This window comes from Pseudomonas sp. Marseille-Q5117, from assembly GCF_946901175.1.
GTDB classification, from domain to species: domain Bacteria; phylum Pseudomonadota; class Gammaproteobacteria; order Pseudomonadales; family Pseudomonadaceae; genus Aquipseudomonas; species Aquipseudomonas iranensis.
This window is the reverse complement of sequence record NZ_CAMPPP010000006.1, coordinates 301,098-319,213: the sequence shown is the minus strand read 5'-3', so window position 1 is coordinate 319,213 and position 18,116 is coordinate 301,098. Positions and strand designations below refer to the sequence as shown.

Below are 18,116 nucleotides of genomic sequence, written 5' to 3'. Positions count from 1 at the left end.
GCACGGTGGACACCTCTTGCCAAGACACAGGCCATCTCCTTCGCGATGAGCAATGTGTCTATTAAAATGTGTCCACCATGTCTCCGAACACCTGTCCACCATGTCTCCGGTACATACAGGGAGAGGGCTAGGGTGAGGGGCTTTTGATTTTGCTCTGGCTTTTGATTTTGATCTGGCTTTTGATCTTTTGCCCCTTCGGCAGGCTTCGTTACGGGATCGATCCGGGTGTGGGAGCGCAGCGACCGTACGACGCAGTCGTACACAGCGGAAGGAGGTGCAGCGAAGCAAACCGTAGCCGCTGCGCCCGGATCGGTCCCGTAACGAAGGAGCCCCGAGCTTTAGCGAGCGGGCCGTACGCCGGGGCAAAGCCTTTTGGTTCCTTTTTGCTGGGCCGGCACTCCGGCGTTTGAAAAAGGGACTCGCTGTAAGAGCGAAACCATAAGAAGCCGTTACCGCAGCAACGGATATGCCCCCAATCCAATGAACACCAACAGAAACAAAAACGGCCTCTATATAAGAGGCCGTTCCTGACACACCACTAAACCATCACAAAAAAGAAAAAACCTTATTTGCGATCTTCCAGCTTGGTGATGTCTCGCGACTCATAACCGGTGTACAGCTGGCGCGGACGGCCAATCTTGTACGGGCTCGAGAGCATTTCTTTCCAGTGCGAAATCCAGCCCACGGTACGCGCCAGGGCGAAAATCACCGTGAACATGCTGGTTGGAATGCCGATCGCCTTGAGGATTATCCCCGAGTAGAAGTCGACGTTCGGGTACAGCGAGCGCTCGATGAAGTACGGGTCGGTCAACGCGATCTCTTCCAGGCGCATGGCCAGTTCGAGTTGCGGATCGTTGTTGATGCCCAGTTCCTTCAACACTTCGTCGCAGGTCTGCTTCATGACAGTCGCGCGAGGGTCGCGGTTCTTGTAGACGCGGTGACCGAAGCCCATCAACTTGAACGGATCGTTCTTGTCCTTGGCCTTGGCGATGAACTTGTCGATGTTCGACACATCGCCAATCTCGTCGAGCATGGTCAGCACGGCTTCGTTCGCACCGCCGTGGGCAGGGCCCCACAGTGCGGCGATACCGGCGGCAATACAGGCGAACGGGTTGGCACCCGAAGAACCGGCCAGACGCACGGTGGAGGTCGAAGCGTTCTGCTCGTGGTCGGCGTGGAGGATGAAGATCCGGTCCATGGCCTTGGCGAGTACCGGGCTGATCGGTTTGATCTCGCACGGGGTGTTGAACATCATGTGCAGGAAGTTTTCCGCGTAAGTCAGATCGTTGCGCGGGTACATCATGGGTTGGCCCATGGAGTACTTGTAAACCATCGCTGCCAGGGTCGGCATCTTCGCAACCAGGCGGATCGCGGAAATTTCGCGATGCTGCGGGTTATTGATGTCCAGGGAGTCGTGGTAGAAGGCCGAGAGGGCGCCGACTACACCGCACATGACGGCCATCGGGTGGGCGTCGCGACGGAAACCGTTGAAGAAGGTTTTCAGCTGCTCGTGAACCATGGTGTGGTTTTTCACGGTGCTGACGAACTGGGCCTTCTGTTCTGCGGTCGGCAATTCGCCGTTGAGCAGCAGGTAGCAGGTTTCCAGGTAGTCCGACTTTTCAGCCAGCTGTTCGATCGGGTAGCCGCGGTGCAACAGAATGCCGTTGTCGCCGTCGATATAGGTGATTTTCGATTCGCACGAAGCGGTCGACATGAAACCCGGGTCGAAAGTGAAGCGGCCCGTGGCCGTCAGGCCCCGAACATCGATTACATCGGGACCAACGGTGCCGGTTAAAATGGGCAGCTCGACGGGGGCTGCGCCCTCGATGATCAACTGCGCTTTTTTGTCAGCCATGTGGCCTCCTATTTATGCTTGAACCATCAGACAGACCCCCCACGCAGGGCCCGCACCACTATAGTGAGATAAATTCGAATGTCAATTTGCCTAAAGTCTTGCTCCAGAAGGCTTTAAGCCGACTTTTTCCTCGAAATTGCCTGCCATTTACGCCTTTTATGCAACTTGTGCAATCCGCTATTGGGGGTAGGTGAACGCGTTGTCATTAGTAGCCTAACTGTCTATACTCGGCCACCGACCGCCAAGGGCTTTTGGGCTTGCTTTCATTGGGGGTCGCATCCCTGGGTGGTGGTTACCTGACCAGTGCACTCCCCAACAACTTTGCCCTGATTGTTAGGGGCTCTTCAGTGTGAAAAAAAAGCCGTGAAAAGCCAACGACCTGTAAACCTAGACCTAAGGACCATCAAACTCCCAGTCACTGCTTACACGTCCATTCTTCACCGTATCTCCGGTGTCATCCTCTTCGTGTGCCTTGCCATCATGCTTTATGCATTGGACAAGTCGCTGAGCTCCGAGGAAGGCTTCGGTCAGGTGAAAGCGTGTCTGACCAGTCCGCTAGCCAAGCTAGTGATTTGGGGCATCCTGTCCGCTCTGCTGTATCACCTGGTAGCCGGTGTGCGCCACTTGATCATGGACATGGGCATCGGTGAGACGCTGGAAGGCGGCAAACTGGGCTCGAAAATCGTTATCGCCGTTTCCGTGGTGGTAATCGTTCTGGCAGGAGTCTGGATATGGTAACTAACGTCACTAACCTGTCGCGTTCGGGCCTCTATGACTGGATGGCACAGCGTGTGTCTGCGGTCGTTCTCGCGGCTTACTTCATCTTTCTGATCGGATACATCGTCGCCAATCCTGGCCTCGAGTATGCCCAGTGGCATGAACTGTTCGCTCACAACGGAATGCGTATTTTCAGCCTGCTGGCCCTTGTTGCTCTGGGCGCTCACGCCTGGGTCGGCATGTGGACCATCGCGACCGACTACCTGACGCCAATGGCGTTCGGCAAGTCCGCAACGGCGATACGTTTCCTTTTCCAGGCAGTATGCGGCGTTGCGATGTTCGCTTACTTCGTCTGGGGTGTGCAGATTCTCTGGGGTATCTGATTCATGGCTAACATTCCAACGATTTCTTTCGACGCCATCATTATTGGTGGTGGCGGTGCCGGCATGCGCGCTGCGCTGCAGCTGGCACAGGGCGGCCACAAGACTGCGGTGATCACCAAGGTTTTCCCGACCCGTTCGCACACTGTATCCGCACAGGGCGGCATCACGTGCGCCATCGCTTCCGCCGATCCGAACGATGACTGGCGCTGGCACATGTACGATACCGTCAAGGGTTCCGACTACATCGGTGACCAGGACGCTATCGAATACATGTGTCAGGAAGGCCCGGCCGCTGTTTTCGAGCTGGACCACATGGGTCTGCCGTTCTCGCGTACCGAGCAAGGCCGCATCTATCAGCGTCCGTTCGGTGGCCAGTCCAAGGACTACGGCAAGGGCGGTCAGGCTGCACGTACTTGCGCTGCGTCCGACCGTACCGGTCACGCGCTGCTGCACACGCTTTATCAGGGCAACCTGAAAGCCGGCACCACGTTCCTCAACGAGTACTACGCTGTTGATCTGGTGAAAAACCAGGAAGGCGAATTCGTTGGTGTGATCGCGATCTGCATCGAAACCGGCGAAACCTCCTACATCCGTGCCAAGGCCACCGTTCTGGCCACTGGCGGTGCAGGCCGTATCTACGCGTCCACCACCAACGCCCTGATCAACACCGGTGACGGCGTCGGCATGGCTCTGCGTGCTGGCGTGCCGGTACAAGACATCGAAATGTGGCAGTTCCACCCGACCGGCATCGCCGGCGCCGGTGTACTGGTTACCGAAGGTTGCCGTGGTGAAGGTGGTTACCTGATCAACAAGCACGGCGAGCGTTTCATGGAGCGTTATGCTCCGAACGCGAAAGACCTTGCAGGTCGCGACGTGGTTGCCCGTTCGATGGTCAAGGAAATCATCGCCGGCAACGGTTGCGGTCCGAATGGCGACCACGTAATGCTCAAACTCGACCACTTGGGCGAGGAAGTGCTGCACAGCCGTCTGCCAGGCATCTGCGAACTGTCGAAGACTTTCGCCCACGTTGACCCGGTCGTTGCTCCGGTTCCGGTTGTGCCGACCTGCCACTACATGATGGGCGGCGTTGCCACCAACATTCATGGCCAGGCGATCACCCAGAACGCCGAAGGTCAGGACCAGATCATTCCTGGCCTGTTCGCGGTAGGCGAAGTGGCTTGCGTATCGGTACACGGTGCGAACCGTCTGGGCGGCAACTCGCTGCTCGACCTGGTGGTCTTCGGTCGCGCTGCCGGCCTGCACCTGGAAAAGGCGTTGACCGATGGCATCGAATACGACGACGCTACCGAGTCCGACATCGAAGCTGCACTGTCGCGTCTGAACGCGCTGAACAACCGTACCGACGGTGAAGACGTTGCCACCCTGCGTCGCGAGCTGCAAAGCTGCATGCAGAACTACTTCGGTGTATTCCGTACCGGCGAATACATGCAGAAGGGCATCGCTCAGCTGGCCGATCTGCGCAAGCGTATCGCCAACGTGAAGATCAACGACAAGTCGCAAGCGTTCAACACTGCACGTATCGAAGCGCTGGAACTGCAGAACCTGCTGGAAGTGGCTGAAGCTACCGCCATCGCGGCCGAAGTACGTAAAGAGTCCCGCGGCGCTCACGCCCGTGAAGACTTCGAAGACCGTGATGACGAAAACTGGCTGTGCCACACCCTGTACTTCCCGGGTGACAAGCGCGTCACCAAGCGTGCCGTGAACTTCTCGCCGAAGACTGTTCCGACTTTCGAACCTAAAGTCCGGACTTATTAAGGGTGACCGCCATGTTGCAAGTCAGTGTTTATCGCTACAACCCTGATCAGGACGCTGCGCCGTTCATGCAGGATTTCCAGGTCGATACCGGTGGTAAAGACCTGATGGTGCTGGACGTGCTGGCCCTGATCAAAGAGCAGGACGAAGGTTTCTCCTATCGTCGCTCCTGCCGTGAAGGCGTCTGCGGCTCCGACGGCATGAACATCAACGGCAAGAACGGTCTGGCCTGCATCACGCCGCTGTCTGCCGTTGTAAAAGGCAACAAGCTGATCGTTCGTCCGCTGCCAGGTTTGCCGGTTATCCGTGACCTGGTCGTCGATATGAGCATCTTCTACAAGCAATACGAGAAGGTGAAGCCTTACCTGCAGAACGACACGCCGGCTCCGGCCATCGAGCGTCTGCAGTCGCCAGAAGAGCGCGAAAAGCTCGACGGTCTGTACGAGTGCATCCTGTGCGCCTGCTGCTCGACCTCTTGCCCGTCCTTCTGGTGGAACCCGGACAAGTTCCTGGGTCCTGCTGCGCTGCTGCAAGCCTACCGCTTCCTGGCAGACAGCCGCGACACCAAGACCAGCGAGCGTCTGGCTTCACTTGACGACCCGTTCAGCGTTTTCCGCTGCCGGGGCATCATGAACTGCGTCAACGTATGTCCGAAAGGCCTGAACCCGACTAAGGCCATCGGTCACATCCGTAACATGCTGCTTTCGAGCGGCGTGTGATTCAGCTGCTGTAACCGTTGCACCGTAGAGGCTGTGGCGCGGGCTTCAACCCGCGTCATGGCTATAACCAGAGCCGTAGCCATAAGCTGCAGCTCTTCTTTTGAAGAAATGAGACAAGCAGGGGCATCCGGGCTGGTACCCGGACTATCAGTGTGATCCTAGGTGGCTTGTTTTAGTCGCTGCATTCGGACTTCTGCAAGTTTGCTCGGTGTCGACACCGATGGTGTTCCCCTAACCGAGGGTGACCAAGCATGCAAGAAAGCGTGATGCAGCGCATGTGGAACAGCGCCTACCTTTCAGGTGGAAACGCTGCCTATGTGGAAGAGCTTTATGAGCTCTACCTGCACGACCCTAACGCTGTGCCAGAAGAGTGGCGCACCTACTTTCAGAAGTTGCCAGCCGACGGCAACTCTGCCACTGATGTTTCGCACTCGACGATTCGCGATCATTTCGTGCTGCTGGCAAAGAACCAGCGCCGCGCCCAACCGGTTTCCGCCGGCAGCGTGAGCAGTGAGCACGAGAAGAAGCAAGTTGAAGTGCTGCGATTGATCCAGGCCTACCGTATGCGTGGCCACCAGGCAGCCCAGCTTGACCCGCTGGGGCTGTGGCAGCGTCCTGCACCTGCAGACCTGTCGATCAATCATTACGGCTTGACCAATGCCGATCTTGATACGACCTTCCGTGCCGGCGACCTGTTCATCGGCAAAGAGGAAGCGAGCCTACGCGAAATTCACGAAGCGTTGCAGCAGACATATTGCCGCACCATCGGCGCTGAATTCACGCACATCACCGATTCCGAGCAGCGCCAGTGGTTCCAGCAGCGTCTGGAAAGCGTGCGTGGCCGTCCGACGTACTCCGCCGACATCAAGAGCCACCTGCTTGAGCGCGTGACTGCCGGTGAAGGCCTGGAAAAATACCTGGGCACCAAATACCCGGGCACCAAGCGTTTCGGTCTGGAAGGCGGCGAAAGCCTGATTCCGATGCTCGACGAACTGATCCAGCGTTCCGGCTCGTACGGCACCAAGGAAGTCGTCATCGGCATGGCCCACCGTGGCCGTCTGAACGTTCTGGTCAACACCTTCGGCAAGAACCCGCGCGAGCTGTTCGACGAGTTCGAAGGCAAGAAGAAGGTCGAGCTCGGTTCCGGTGACGTCAAATACCACCAGGGCTTCTCGTCCAACGTGATGACCACCGGCGGTGAAGTTCACCTGGCCATGGCGTTCAACCCGTCCCACCTGGAAATCGTTTCCCCGGTGGTCGAAGGTTCGGTGCGCGCCCGTCAGGACCGTCGCAACGACCTGACCGGTGAGAAAGTTCTGCCGATCTCCATCCACGGTGACGCGGCATTTGCCGGTCAGGGCGTGGTCATGGAAACCTTCCAGATGTCACAGACCCGCGGTTTCAAGACCGGCGGTACCGTGCACATCGTGATCAACAACCAGGTCGGTTTCACCATCAGCAACCCGCTGGACTCGCGCTCCACCGAGTACGCCACCGACGTTGCCAAGATGATCCAGGCGCCGATCCTCCATGTGAATGGTGATGATCCGGAAGCCGTGCTGTTCGTGACCCAACTGGCCATCGACTACCGCATGCAGTTCAAGCGTGACGTGGTGATCGATCTGGTCTGCTACCGTCGTCGCGGCCACAACGAGGCCGACGAGCCAAGCGGCACTCAGCCCCTGATGTATCAGCAGATCACCAAGCAGCGCACCACCCGTGAGCTGTACGCTGATCGCCTGACTCAGGCCGGTGTGCTTGACTCTGAACGCGTTCAGGCCAAGGTCGACGAATACCGCAACGCGCTGGACAACGGTCTGCACGTAGTGAAATCGCTGGTCAAAGAGCCGAACAAAGAGCTGTTCGTCGACTGGCGTCCATACCTGGGCCACGCCTGGACCGCGCGTCACGACACGCGTTTCGATCTGAAGACCCTGCAAGAGCTGTCCGCCAAGCTGCTGGAAATTCCGGAAGGCTTCGTCGTTCAGCGTCAGGTCGCGAAGATCTACGAAGACCGTCAGAAGATGCAAGCCGGCGGCCTGCCGATCAACTGGGGTTACGCCGAAACCATGGCGTACGCGACCCTGGCGTTCGAAGGTCACCCGATTCGCATGACCGGTCAGGACATCGGCCGCGGTACGTTCTCGCACCGTCACGCTGTGTTGCACAACCAGAAAGACGCGGGCACCTACATTCCGCTGCAGAACCTGTACGACGGTCAGCCACGTTTCGACCTGTACGACTCGTTCCTCTCGGAAGAAGCGGTACTGGCATTCGAATACGGTTACTCGACCACCACGCCAAACGCGCTGGTGATCTGGGAAGCCCAGTTCGGCGACTTCGCCAACGGTGCTCAGGTCGTGATCGACCAGTTCATCACCAGCGGCGAGCACAAGTGGGGCCGTCTCTGCGGTCTGACCATGCTGTTGCCACACGGTTACGAAGGTCAGGGCCCTGAGCACAGCTCGGCACGTCTTGAGCGTTACCTGCAGCTGTGCGCCGAGCACAACATTCAGGTGTGCATGCCGACCACGCCAGCGCAGATCTACCACTTGCTGCGTCGTCAGGTGATCCGTCCGCTGCGCAAGCCGCTGGTCGTGCTGACGCCGAAGTCGCTGCTGCGCCACAAGCTGGCCATCTCGACGCTGGAAGATCTGGCCGAAGGTTCGTTCCAGACCGTGATCCCGGAAATCGACGCACTGGACCCGAAAAAGGTCGAGCGCGTGGTTCTGTGCAGCGGCAAGGTCTACTACGACCTGCTGGAAAAACGCCGTGCCGAAGGCCGCGAAGATATCGCCATCGTGCGTATCGAGCAGCTGTATCCGTTCCCTGAGGACGACTTGAAAGAAGTCCTGGCTCCATACACCAACGTCAAACACGCCGTTTGGTGTCAGGAAGAGCCGATGAACCAGGGTGCCTGGTACTGCAGCCAGCATCACTTGCGTCGCAGCATCGCCAACCTCGACAAGACTCTCGTACTTGAGTACGCGGGCCGTGAGGCTTCGGCTGCGCCAGCTTGTGGTTACGCATCGATGCACGCCGAGCAGCAGGAAAAACTGCTGCAAGATGCTTTCACTGTTTAACGCCTTCGCGCTGACTGAAACCGAATTTTAAGGACCCACAGATAATGGCTATCGAAATCAAAGCCCCGTCATTCCCGGAATCGGTTGCCGATGGCACCGTTGCCACCTGGCACAAGAAACCAGGTGAGGCCGTCAAGCGTGACGACCTGATCGTCGACATCGAAACCGACAAAGTCGTGCTCGAAGTGTTGGCTGAAGCGGACGGCGTGCTGGGCGCAATCGTTGCCGAAGAGGGCGCTACCGTTCTGTCGAACCAGGTTCTGGGCTCGATCGAAGAGGGCGGCGCTGCTGCTGCCGCTCCTGCCGCCGCTGCTGCTCCGGCTGCTACTGCCGCTGCCGCACCGGCTGCTGCCGATGGCGAAGATGACCCGATCGCAGCTCCTGCCGCTCGCAAGCTGGCTGAAGAGAACGGCATCAACATCGCTTCCGTTGCCGGCACCGGCAAGGGCGGTCGTGTGACCAAGGAAGACGTGGTAGCAGCAGTTGCTGCGAAGAAAGCCGCTCCGGCTGCCGCACCTGCCAAGGCTGCTGCTCCTTCGGCTGCTGCGCCTGTGTTCGCTGCCGGCGACCGCATCGAGAAGCGCGTACCGATGACTCGCGTGCGTGCCACCGTGGCCAAGCGTCTGGTTGAAGCCCAGTCGAACATGGCGATGCTGACCACGTTCAACGAAGTCGACATGACCGAAGTCATGGCTCTGCGTTCGAAGTACAAGGACCTGTTCGAGAAGTCCCACAACGGCGTACGCCTGGGCTTCATGTCGTTCTTCGTGAAAGCGGCCACCGAAGCGCTGAAACGCTTCCCGGCTGTCAACGCGTCGATCGACGGCGGCGACATCGTTTACCACGGCTATGCGGACATCGGCGTTGCCGTTTCCAGCGACCGTGGCCTGGTGGTACCGGTTCTGCGTAACGCCGAGCTGATGAGCCTGGCTGAAATCGAAGGCGGCATCGCAACATTTGGCAAGAAAGCCCGTGACGGCAAACTGTCGATGGACGAGATGACCGGTGGTACCTTCACCATCACCAACGGTGGTACCTTCGGTTCGATGATGTCGACGCCGATCGTCAACCCGCCGCAGGCAGCGATCCTGGGCATGCACAACATCATCCAGCGTCCGATGGCCATCAACGGTCAGGTCGTGATCCGTCCGATGATGTACCTGGCTCTGTCCTACGATCACCGCCTGATCGATGGCAAAGAAGCTGTGACCTTCCTGGTGACCATCAAGAACCTGCTGGAAGATCCGGCTCGTCTGTTGCTGGATATCTAAAAAGCAGCTGCAAGCTTTCAGCTACAGGCCTCAAGCTCAAGGCGAGCGGGTGGGCTTGCAGCTTGAAGCTTGCGGCTTGTAGCTTTATTGCTAAAGAGGATTTTTTGAATGTCGCAGAAATTTGACGTAGTAGTGATCGGTGCCGGCCCTGGTGGCTATGTAGCGGCCATCAAGGCTGCTCAGTTGGGCCTGACCACTGCCTGCATCGAGAAGTACACCGACGCAGAGGGCAAGCAAGCCCTGGGCGGTACCTGCCTGAACGTGGGTTGCATTCCTTCCAAGGCGCTGCTCGACAGCTCGTGGAAATACAAGGAAGCCAAAGAGAGCTTCAACGTTCACGGTATCTCGACCGGCGAAGTCAAAATGGACGTCGCGGCGATGGTTGGCCGCAAGGCTGGCATCGTCAAGAACCTGACTGGCGGCGTTGCCACCCTGTTCAAGGCCAACGGCGTTACTTCGATCCAGGGCCACGGCAAGCTGCTGGCCGGCAAGAAAGTCGAAGTCACCAAGCCGGACGGTTCGGTTGAAGTGATCGAAGCGGAAAACGTCATCCTCGCGCCAGGTTCGCGTCCGATCGACATTCCACCGGCTCCGGTTGACCAGAAAGTCATCGTCGATTCGACTGGCGCTCTGGAATTCCAGTCCGTACCTAAACGTCTGGGCGTGATCGGCGCTGGCGTGATCGGTCTGGAGCTGGGTTCGGTATGGTCGCGTCTGGGTGCAGAAGTGACTGTTCTCGAAGCGCTGGACACTTTCCTGATGGCAGCGGACACCGCTGTTTCCAAGGAAGCGCTGAAAACCCTGACCAAACAGGGTCTGGACATCAAGCTGGGCGCTCGCGTTACCGGTTCGAAAGTCAACGGCGAAGAAGTCGTCGTCAACTACACCGATGCCAACGGCGAACAGACCATCACTTTCGACAAGCTGATCGTAGCCGTTGGTCGCCGTCCGGTGACCACTGATCTGCTGTCTGCCGACTGCGGCGTGGAAATCGACGAGCGCGGTTTCATCGCGGTCGATGACCATTGCGTCACAGCTGTACCGGGCGTCTTCGCCATCGGTGACGTGGTTCGCGGCATGATGCTGGCCCACAAGGCGTCCGAAGAAGGCATCATGGTTGTCGAGCGCATCAAGGGCCACAAGGCTCAGATGAACTATGATTTGATCCCTTCGGTTATTTATACTCACCCGGAAATCGCGTGGGTTGGCAAAACCGAGCAGGCGCTGAAGGCCGAAGGCGTTGAAGTCAACGTCGGCACCTTCCCGTTCGCCGCTTCCGGCCGTGCCATGGCTGCCAACGATACCGGTGGTTTCGTCAAGGTCATCGCCGATGCCAAGACCGACCGCGTATTGGGCGTGCACGTGATTGGCCCGAGCGCTGCAGAGCTGGTTCAGCAGGGCGCGATCGGTATGGAATTCGGCACCAGCGCTGAAGACCTGGGCATGATGGTTTTCTCCCATCCGACCCTGTCTGAAGCCTTGCACGAAGCTGCTCTGGCAGTGAATGGCGGCGCCATTCACATTGCCAACCGCAAGAAGCGTTAAGACATAATAAGAAACCACGGCGGCAACGGCCCGTCGTGAGCCTTGCGAGCAAGACTCACCGCGGAATGTCCGCCGGACGCAGTCTTGCGTAGCCCAGCTACGCAAGCAGCAGTCACAGGTGGCGCGGCACTCAAACGAGCGCAGCGCCGAATGCGCAGTACCTAACGAAGACGGTAAAAAGCATGAATCTTCACGAGTATCAGGGTAAGCAGCTGTTCGCTGAATACGGCCTGCCAGTTTCCACTGGTTATGCAGTAGACACCCCGGAAGCAGCAGCAGAAGCTTGCGACAAGATCGGCGGCAACGAGTGGGTCGTCAAAGCCCAGGTTCACGCCGGTGGTCGCGGTAAAGCGGGCGGCGTAAAGCTGGTTCGCAGCAAAGAAGACGCCAAAGCCTTCGCACAGCAGTGGCTGGGCAAGCGTCTGGTGACTTACCAGACTGACGCCAATGGCCAGCCAGTCACCAAGATCCTGGTTGAATCGTGCACTGATATCGCTAAAGAGCTGTACCTGGGCGCTGTCGTTGACCGTTCGAGCCGTCGCATCGTGTTCATGGCTTCCACCGAAGGTGGCGTGGACATCGAGAAAATCGCTCACGACACTCCAGAAAAAATTCTCAAGGCCACTATCGATCCACTGGTTGGCGCTCAGCCATCCCAGGGTCGCGAGCTGGCATTCCAGCTGGGTCTGGAAGGCAAGCAGGTCACTCAGTTCGCCAAGATCTTCGTAGGTCTGGCCAAGCTGTTCAAAGACCACGACCTGGCTCTGCTGGAAGTGAACCCGCTGGTGATCAAGGCTGACGGCGATCTGCACTGCCTCGACGCGAAGATCAACATCGACGCCAACGCCATGTACCGTCAGCCCAAGCTGAAGGCTTTCCACGATCCGTCGCAGGACGATCCGCGCGAAGCGCACGCTGCCAAGTTCGAACTGAACTACGTAGCCCTGGAAGGCAACATCGGCTGCATGGTCAACGGTGCCGGTCTGGCCATGGGTACCATGGACATCGTCAACCTGCATGGCGGCAAGCCAGCCAACTTCCTCGACGTAGGTGGTGGCGCTACCAAGGAACGCGTTACTGAAGCGTTCAAGATCATCCTGTCCGACCAGAACGTCGCGGCAGTACTGGTCAACATCTTCGGCGGCATCGTTCGCTGCGACATGATTGCCGAAGGCATCATCGGCGCTGTGAAAGAAGTCGGCGTGAAAATCCCGGTTGTTGTTCGCCTTGAAGGCAACAACGCTGAGCTGGGCGCTAAAGTACTGGCAGAAAGCGGTTTGAACATCATCGCTGCAACCAGCCTGACCGACGCTGCTCAACAAGTTGTCAAAGCTGCGGAGGGCAAATAATGAGCGTCCTGATCAATAAAGACACCAAAGTTATCTGCCAGGGTATTACCGGTTCGCAAGGTAGTTTCCACACCCAGCAAGCCATCGAATACGGCACCAAGATGGTTGGTGGCGTAACTCCAGGCAAGGGCGGCACCGAGCACCTGGGTCTGCCAGTGTTCAACACCGTTAAAGACGCAGTAGCTGCCACTGGCGCTACCGCCAGCGTGATCTACGTTCCGGCTCCGTTCTGCAAGGACTCGATCCTGGAAGCGGCATTCGGCGGCATCAAGCTGATCGTCTGCATCACCGAAGGCATTCCTACCCTGGACATGCTGGACGCCAAAGTTAAGTGCGACGAGCTGGGCGTAGTCCTGATCGGCCCTAACTGCCCAGGCGTGATCACCCCAGGCGAATGCAAGATCGGCATCATGCCAGGTCACATTCACTTGCCAGGCAAGGTCGGTATCGTTTCGCGTTCCGGCACCCTGACCTACGAAGCTGTGAAGCAGACCACTGACGCCGGTTTCGGTCAGTCGACTTGCGTCGGCATCGGCGGTGACCCGATCCCGGGTTCGAACTTCATCGACATCCTGAAGCTGTTCCAGGAAGACCCGAAGACCGAGGCGATCGTGATGATCGGCGAGATCGGCGGTTCGGCTGAAGAAGAAGCGGCTGCCTACATCAAGGCAAACGTGACCAAGCCGGTTGTTTCCTACATCGCTGGTGTGACTGCTCCTCCGGGCAAGCGCATGGGCCATGCTGGCGCAATCATCTCTGGCGGCAAAGGCACTGCAGACGAGAAATTCGCTGCGCTGCAAGACGCAGGCGTAAAAACCGTGCGTTCGCTGGCAGACATCGGCAAGGCCTTGGCCGAGCTGACTGGCTGGGAAGTGAAGAAGTAAGCTTCGGCTGACTTTTTAGCTCCAGCAACAAAGGCCACCTTCGGGTGGCCTTTGTCGTTTCAGAGCAGCGGCAAGCTTCAAGCGGCTAGCTGCAAGATAGAAGCTTGCAGCTTGAAACTTGTAGCTTGCAGCTGCTTTTCTTATGTAAACGCGACACGGAAATGTCGCGTATCGGATAGTTCGCCCTCCAACAGTGCGTTTGTCAGCCAAATTCGTTAGGCTGGCAGCCATTTTTGCGTCCGCCGCCCACAAGGCAGCCACGCGCTTTAAGGGTCAGTCCCATACGGATCGACAGCATTTCCCTAATCCAACAGGGCAATCCCCCTCTAAATTCCGATTTCAGTAGTGTGGTATTTCCTTAATGAAAGTTTTGAAAGGTCAGGACATCCTGGCACTTGGTTTTATGACGTTTGCCCTGTTTGTCGGGGCCGGTAACATTATCTTCCCGCCGATCGTCGGCTTGCAGGCCGGACCTCACGTCTGGATGGCCGCGCTGGGCTTTCTGATCACCGCCGTAGGTTTGCCGGTAGTCACCGTGGTGGCGCTGGCCAAGGTCGGCGGTGCCATGGATGCGTTGAGCAGCCCGATCGGCAAGATCGCTGGCGGTATCCTCGCGGCGGCATGCTATCTGGCTGTGGGGCCGCTGTTCGCCACTCCGCGTACCGCGACCGTATCCTTTGAAGTGGGTCTGGCGCCATTGACCGGTGAAAGCCCGCTGGCGCTGTTCCTCTACAGCTCGGTGTACTTCCTGCTGGTGTTCTTCATTTCGCTCTACCCTGGGCGTTTGCTGGATACCGTGGGCCGCTTCCTCGCGCCGCTGAAAATCATTGCGCTGGCAGTACTGGGCATCGCCGCGTTCGCCTTGCCGGCGGGTGACATCGGTCACGGCACGCCGGAATATGTGGCGGCACCGTTCTCTCAGGGCTTCATCAATGGTTACCTGACCATGGATACCCTCGGCGCACTGGTATTCGGCATCGTTATCGTCAATGCGATCCGCTCCCGTGGCGTCGAGTCGCCGGCGCTGATCACCCGTTACGCGATCATCGCCGGGCTGATTGCCGGCGTGGGTCTGGCACTGGTCTACGTCAGCCTGTTCCGCCTCGGATCCGGCAGCCATGAAGTCGCGGTCGGCGCCACCAACGGCGCGGCGGTGTTGCATGCTTACGTGCAGCACACCTTCGGTTCGCTGGGCAGTGGTTTCCTTGCGGTGCTGATCTCGCTGGCGTGTCTGGTCACGGCGGTCGGCCTGACCTGTGCCTGTGCTGAATACTTCAGCCGTGTGCTGCCACTGTCCTACAAGACGCTGGTGATTATCCTCGCGGCGTTCTCGCTGCTGGTCTCCAACCTCGGTCTGACCAAACTGATCGCCTTCTCGATTCCGGTACTCACCGCGATCTACCCGCCGTGCATCGTTCTGGTCGCGCTGAGCTTCTGCAAGGATTTCTGGCATGAGCACGGGCGCATTCTTGGCCCGGTGATGCTGGTTTCCTTCGTTTTCGGCACCATCGACGCCCTGAAAGGCGCTGGTCTGGCTGACTGGATGCCAACTCAGCTGACCCATCTGCCGCTGAGCGAACAGGGTCTGGCGTGGCTGGTGCCGTGCGTGATGACCCTGGTGGTCGCCGTGGTCTGCGATCGTCTGCTGGGCAAGCGCAGCGAAGTCACTGCCTGACGTGATTCGGACCCGCCACAAGTGGGTCGAGCACGGTTAAACAGAAATGCCCCGTATCAATCGATACGGGGCATTTTTTATGCGCGGGAGGCAGTGTCTTTTTTGCTGAGCTAACGTCGAAGGGTTGCCGAAATCGTCATGTGGAAGCGAGCCCGCTCGCGAAAGCGTTGTGTCAGCCGCCATGAGTGTTGGGTAGTACGCCGCTTTCGCGAGCAGGCTCGCTCCCACAGGTCATTCATACCGTGATCACATCTCACAAGGAATTGCATGTCGTTCATCCAAGCCAATCTGATCCACCTGCTCGCCGCCGTCTGGTTTGTCGTCTGCTGGGGCGGTTACACCCGTTATGCCACTTGGAAGGCTCGCGATACGGCGTGTCTGGCCAGTGTGTTGCACCTGTACCGCGAGGACTGGATGCGCCGCATGCTGCTGCGTGACAACCGCATCGCCGATGCCAGCGTGATCGGCAATCTGGAGCGCAACGCCTCGTTCTTCGCGTCCAGCACGTTGATCATCCTCGCCGGTATTCTCACCGTGCTCGGCGCGTCCGACCGAGCCGTGTCGTTGTTGGCGGATATTCCGATGGTGCAGCAGGCGTCGCAGGGCATGTCGGAGATCAAGTTGCTGTGCCTGGCACTGGTGTTCGTCTATGCGTTCTTTACTTTCAGCTGGTGCATGCGCCAATACAACTTCGCTGCGATTCTCGTCGGTTCAGCGCCGATGATCGGCGAGCGCCAAGTGACCGAGCAGGAACGCAAGGCGTTCGCTTCACGGGCGGCGCGGGTGATTTCGATGGCGGCCAACCAGTTCAACTTCGGCCTGCGTTCTTATTACTTCGGCATGAGCATGCTGGCGTGGTTCGTCAGCCCGTGGCTGTTCATGATCATGAGCGCGGGCGTGGTGGTGGTTTTGTATCGCCGCGAGTTTCATTCCGACGTTCTCGATGTCATGGTCTATACCCCTACAGAGGCGCCCGTCCCTGAGGCAAACAAAGAGGCTGTTTGATGAGTATTCCGTTCTGGTGTGTGTTTATCAGTGCTTTATTGATCTACGTGGCGCGCATGCCGGTGGCCAAGGCCATGAAAGAGCAGGGCGGGTATGACAATCACTTGCCGCGGCAGCAGCAGGCGCAGTTGACCGGCTTCGGTGCGAGGGCGCTGGCGGCTCATCAGAACAGCATCGAAGCCTTCATCCTCTTCGCCGTCGGCGTGCTGATGGCGCATACCACGCAAACCACGGGTTGGCTGATCGATGCGCTGGCGATCATCTTCGTGATCTCGCGAGTGTTCTATCTGTGGTTCTATCTGGCCGACCTGGCGAAGTTGCGCAGCCTGATGTGGCTAGTTGGCTTCATCTGTTCGTTGTTGCTGATGATTAGTCCGACTTTTAGAACCGTGTTGCTCTAACCGGTAAATCGCAGGCAAAAGAAAACCCGCACTTGGCGGGTTTTCTTTCACACCAGAAAGCTTATTGCTTTTTGGCGGCTTCTTCTTGAGCAGCGGCGTTCGATTCAGCCTGAGCTTTGGCAGCTTCGGCGTTTTCTTTTGCTGCGTCGTTCACTTTATCCTGAGCTTTGTTCATGTCTTGCTGAGCTTGCTCAGCATGTTGGTTGGCATCTTGAGCTTTGTCCTCGGATTTTTTATCGCAGGCAGCGAGACCGAGGGAAGCGGTCAACATCAAGGCAATAGCTAAAGTCTTACGCATGGGGTGTATCTCCTTATGGAAAATAACTACTGGCCTTAAGAACTCGGCGCTACGGGTTAAGTTCCTCAATTGTTTCAGATATATAAGTTTGTTTTATCACGGAACTTTTGCCGCTTTTCTCACTACTGGCACAAGGCCCAAACGCGAGTAATTATCACATGGCCGAAAACCCCGTTTTTGAGCGCGCGACGCGCTTTTTATCGGCATTGCGCCACTGTCAGGTCTTGGGTCTGCAAGTGCACAGTGCTTCCAGTGAAGGGCTGACGGTGATCCTGCCGTACAGCGAAAAAATCGTCGGCAATCCCGAAACCGGAGTCATCCACGGCGGTGCCATCACTTCATTGATGGATACTGCATGCGGCATGTCGACCCTGTGCGTGCTGCCAGAGTTCGAAGTCTGTCCGACCCTCGATCTGCGTATCGACTACATGCACGCCGCTGAACCGCACAAAGCGGTGTACGGCTTTGCCCAGTGCTATCGCGTCACCACCGACGTGATCTTTGCCCGTGGTTTTGCCTACCAGGACGATCCCGAGCAACCGATTGCCCACGTCGTTGGCACATTCATGCGCATGGGCATCGGTCTGAAGGGCAGCAAGGGTTTCGCGGGCGCGATCAAGGGAGCGAGGCAATGAGCAACGATCTCAGGGAGCAGCTGCAACAGGCCCATGCACAGGGCGATTACACGCCGCTGCTGGCACTGATTCCTTATGCCGGGCTGATCGGTATCGAATGTTCGCGGGTCGGCGATGAACTCTTGTTCAAGCTGCCGGCGAACAAGGACAACATTGGTAACCCTTTATTGCCAGCGATCCACGGCGGCGTGATTGCCGGCTTCATGGAGCTGGCAGCAGCTCTGCATTTGCTGATTTTTACCGGCACGCCGGGTGTGCCGAAGATCATCGATTTTTCCCTCGATTACCTGCGCGCCGGGCAGTTTCGCGACACTTGGGCCAGGTGTCAGGTCTGCCGTCAGGGCCGTCGCGTCGCTAACGTAGCGGTAACTGCCTGGCAGAGTACCGAGGCCGAACCGATCGCCACCGCCCGCGCGCACTTCAAAATTGATGAGCCCTTGAAATCCTGAACAGCGCCCCCAACTCAGATGACAACCCGCCGCAGACCATTTCGGGTCGCGGCCACTGCCATCTGATTGGAGTT

16 protein-coding genes are annotated in these 18,116 nt (G+C 58.1%); 14 read left to right on the top strand and 2 right to left on the bottom strand.

Annotated elements, in window-relative coordinates:
- Positions 1-565 precede the first annotated feature (565 nt).
- Positions 566-1,855 (bottom strand): citrate synthase, encoded by a 1,290-nt coding sequence (gene gltA, locus OC605_RS13020; protein WP_003222994.1) that lies wholly within the window; start codon positions 1,853-1,855, stop codon positions 566-568.
- 363 nt (positions 1,856-2,218) lie between these two features.
- Here gltA and sdhC point away from each other — a divergent pair, with 363 nt between their 5' ends.
- The 12 genes from sdhC (at position 2,219) to OC605_RS12960 (ending at position 16,660) form a co-directional block, all read left to right on the top strand.
- Positions 2,219-2,593: a succinate dehydrogenase, cytochrome b556 subunit gene (gene sdhC / locus OC605_RS13015; protein WP_016773673.1), complete on the top strand. Its 375-nt coding sequence runs from the start codon at positions 2,219-2,221 to the stop codon at positions 2,591-2,593.
- Positions 2,587-2,955 carry a succinate dehydrogenase, hydrophobic membrane anchor protein gene (sdhD, locus tag OC605_RS13010; RefSeq protein ID WP_008049683.1) on the top strand — a complete coding sequence of 123 codons (369 nt, stop codon included), beginning with the start codon at positions 2,587-2,589 and terminating at the stop codon, positions 2,953-2,955. The genes sdhC and sdhD overlap by 7 nt, the downstream gene beginning before the upstream one ends.
- A 3-nt stretch (positions 2,956-2,958) precedes the next feature.
- Positions 2,959-4,731, top strand: coding sequence for a succinate dehydrogenase flavoprotein subunit (gene sdhA, locus OC605_RS13005; RefSeq protein ID WP_024012149.1), 1,773 nt, complete (start codon positions 2,959-2,961; stop codon positions 4,729-4,731).
- 11 nt (positions 4,732-4,742) lie between these two features.
- A complete protein-coding gene (locus tag OC605_RS13000; RefSeq protein ID WP_016773675.1) occupies positions 4,743-5,447 on the top strand; it encodes a succinate dehydrogenase iron-sulfur subunit in 705 nt (234 codons plus the stop codon).
- Between the two features lie 251 nt (positions 5,448-5,698).
- Positions 5,699-8,530 carry a 2-oxoglutarate dehydrogenase E1 component gene (locus OC605_RS12995; protein WP_186565926.1) on the top strand — a complete coding sequence of 944 codons (2,832 nt, stop codon included), beginning with the start codon at positions 5,699-5,701 and terminating at the stop codon, positions 8,528-8,530.
- 44 nt (positions 8,531-8,574) lie between these two features.
- Positions 8,575-9,801: a 2-oxoglutarate dehydrogenase complex dihydrolipoyllysine-residue succinyltransferase gene (odhB, locus tag OC605_RS12990; RefSeq protein ID WP_024012151.1), complete on the top strand. Its 1,227-nt coding sequence runs from the start codon at positions 8,575-8,577 to the stop codon at positions 9,799-9,801.
- A 108-nt stretch (positions 9,802-9,909) separates the two neighbouring features.
- Positions 9,910-11,346, top strand: coding sequence for a dihydrolipoyl dehydrogenase (gene lpdA / locus OC605_RS12985; protein ID WP_016773678.1), 1,437 nt, complete (start codon positions 9,910-9,912; stop codon positions 11,344-11,346).
- A gap of 182 nt (positions 11,347-11,528) precedes the next feature.
- The gene (sucC, locus tag OC605_RS12980; RefSeq protein ID WP_016773679.1) at positions 11,529-12,695 is read left to right on the top strand and encodes an ADP-forming succinate--CoA ligase subunit beta; all 1,167 of its coding nucleotides are present in this window, start codon (positions 11,529-11,531) and stop codon (positions 12,693-12,695) included.
- Entirely contained in the window at positions 12,695-13,579 is an 885-nt protein-coding gene (gene sucD / locus OC605_RS12975) for a succinate--CoA ligase subunit alpha (protein WP_016773680.1), read from the top strand. Before sucC ends, sucD begins: the two co-directional genes overlap by 1 nt.
- 361 nt (positions 13,580-13,940) lie before the next feature.
- Positions 13,941-15,254 carry a branched-chain amino acid transport system II carrier protein gene (brnQ, locus tag OC605_RS12970; protein WP_016773681.1) on the top strand — a complete coding sequence of 438 codons (1,314 nt, stop codon included), beginning with the start codon at positions 13,941-13,943 and terminating at the stop codon, positions 15,252-15,254.
- A gap of 267 nt (positions 15,255-15,521) precedes the next feature.
- Positions 15,522-16,259: a DUF599 domain-containing protein gene (locus OC605_RS12965; RefSeq protein ID WP_016773682.1), complete on the top strand. Its 738-nt coding sequence runs from the start codon at positions 15,522-15,524 to the stop codon at positions 16,257-16,259.
- A complete protein-coding gene (locus tag OC605_RS12960) occupies positions 16,259-16,660 on the top strand; it encodes an MAPEG family protein (RefSeq protein WP_186565924.1) in 402 nt (133 codons plus the stop codon). The genes OC605_RS12965 and OC605_RS12960 overlap by 1 nt, the downstream gene beginning before the upstream one ends.
- Positions 16,661-16,721: 61 nt before the next feature.
- On the opposite strand, the gene OC605_RS12955 is transcribed toward OC605_RS12960, so the two are convergent.
- Positions 16,722-16,958 (bottom strand): hypothetical protein, encoded by a 237-nt coding sequence (locus tag OC605_RS12955; protein WP_007959016.1) that lies wholly within the window; start codon positions 16,956-16,958, stop codon positions 16,722-16,724.
- Positions 16,959-17,116: 158 nt separating this feature from the next.
- On the opposite strand from OC605_RS12955, the gene OC605_RS12950 reads away from it, so the two are divergent.
- Positions 17,117-17,593, top strand: a complete 477-nt coding sequence (locus OC605_RS12950) for a PaaI family thioesterase (protein ID WP_186565922.1) — start codon at positions 17,117-17,119, stop codon at positions 17,591-17,593.
- Positions 17,590-18,042 (top strand): PaaI family thioesterase, encoded by a 453-nt coding sequence (locus OC605_RS12945; RefSeq protein WP_073472701.1) that lies wholly within the window; start codon positions 17,590-17,592, stop codon positions 18,040-18,042. The genes OC605_RS12950 and OC605_RS12945 overlap by 4 nt, the downstream gene beginning before the upstream one ends.
- Positions 18,043-18,116 lie beyond the last annotated feature (74 nt).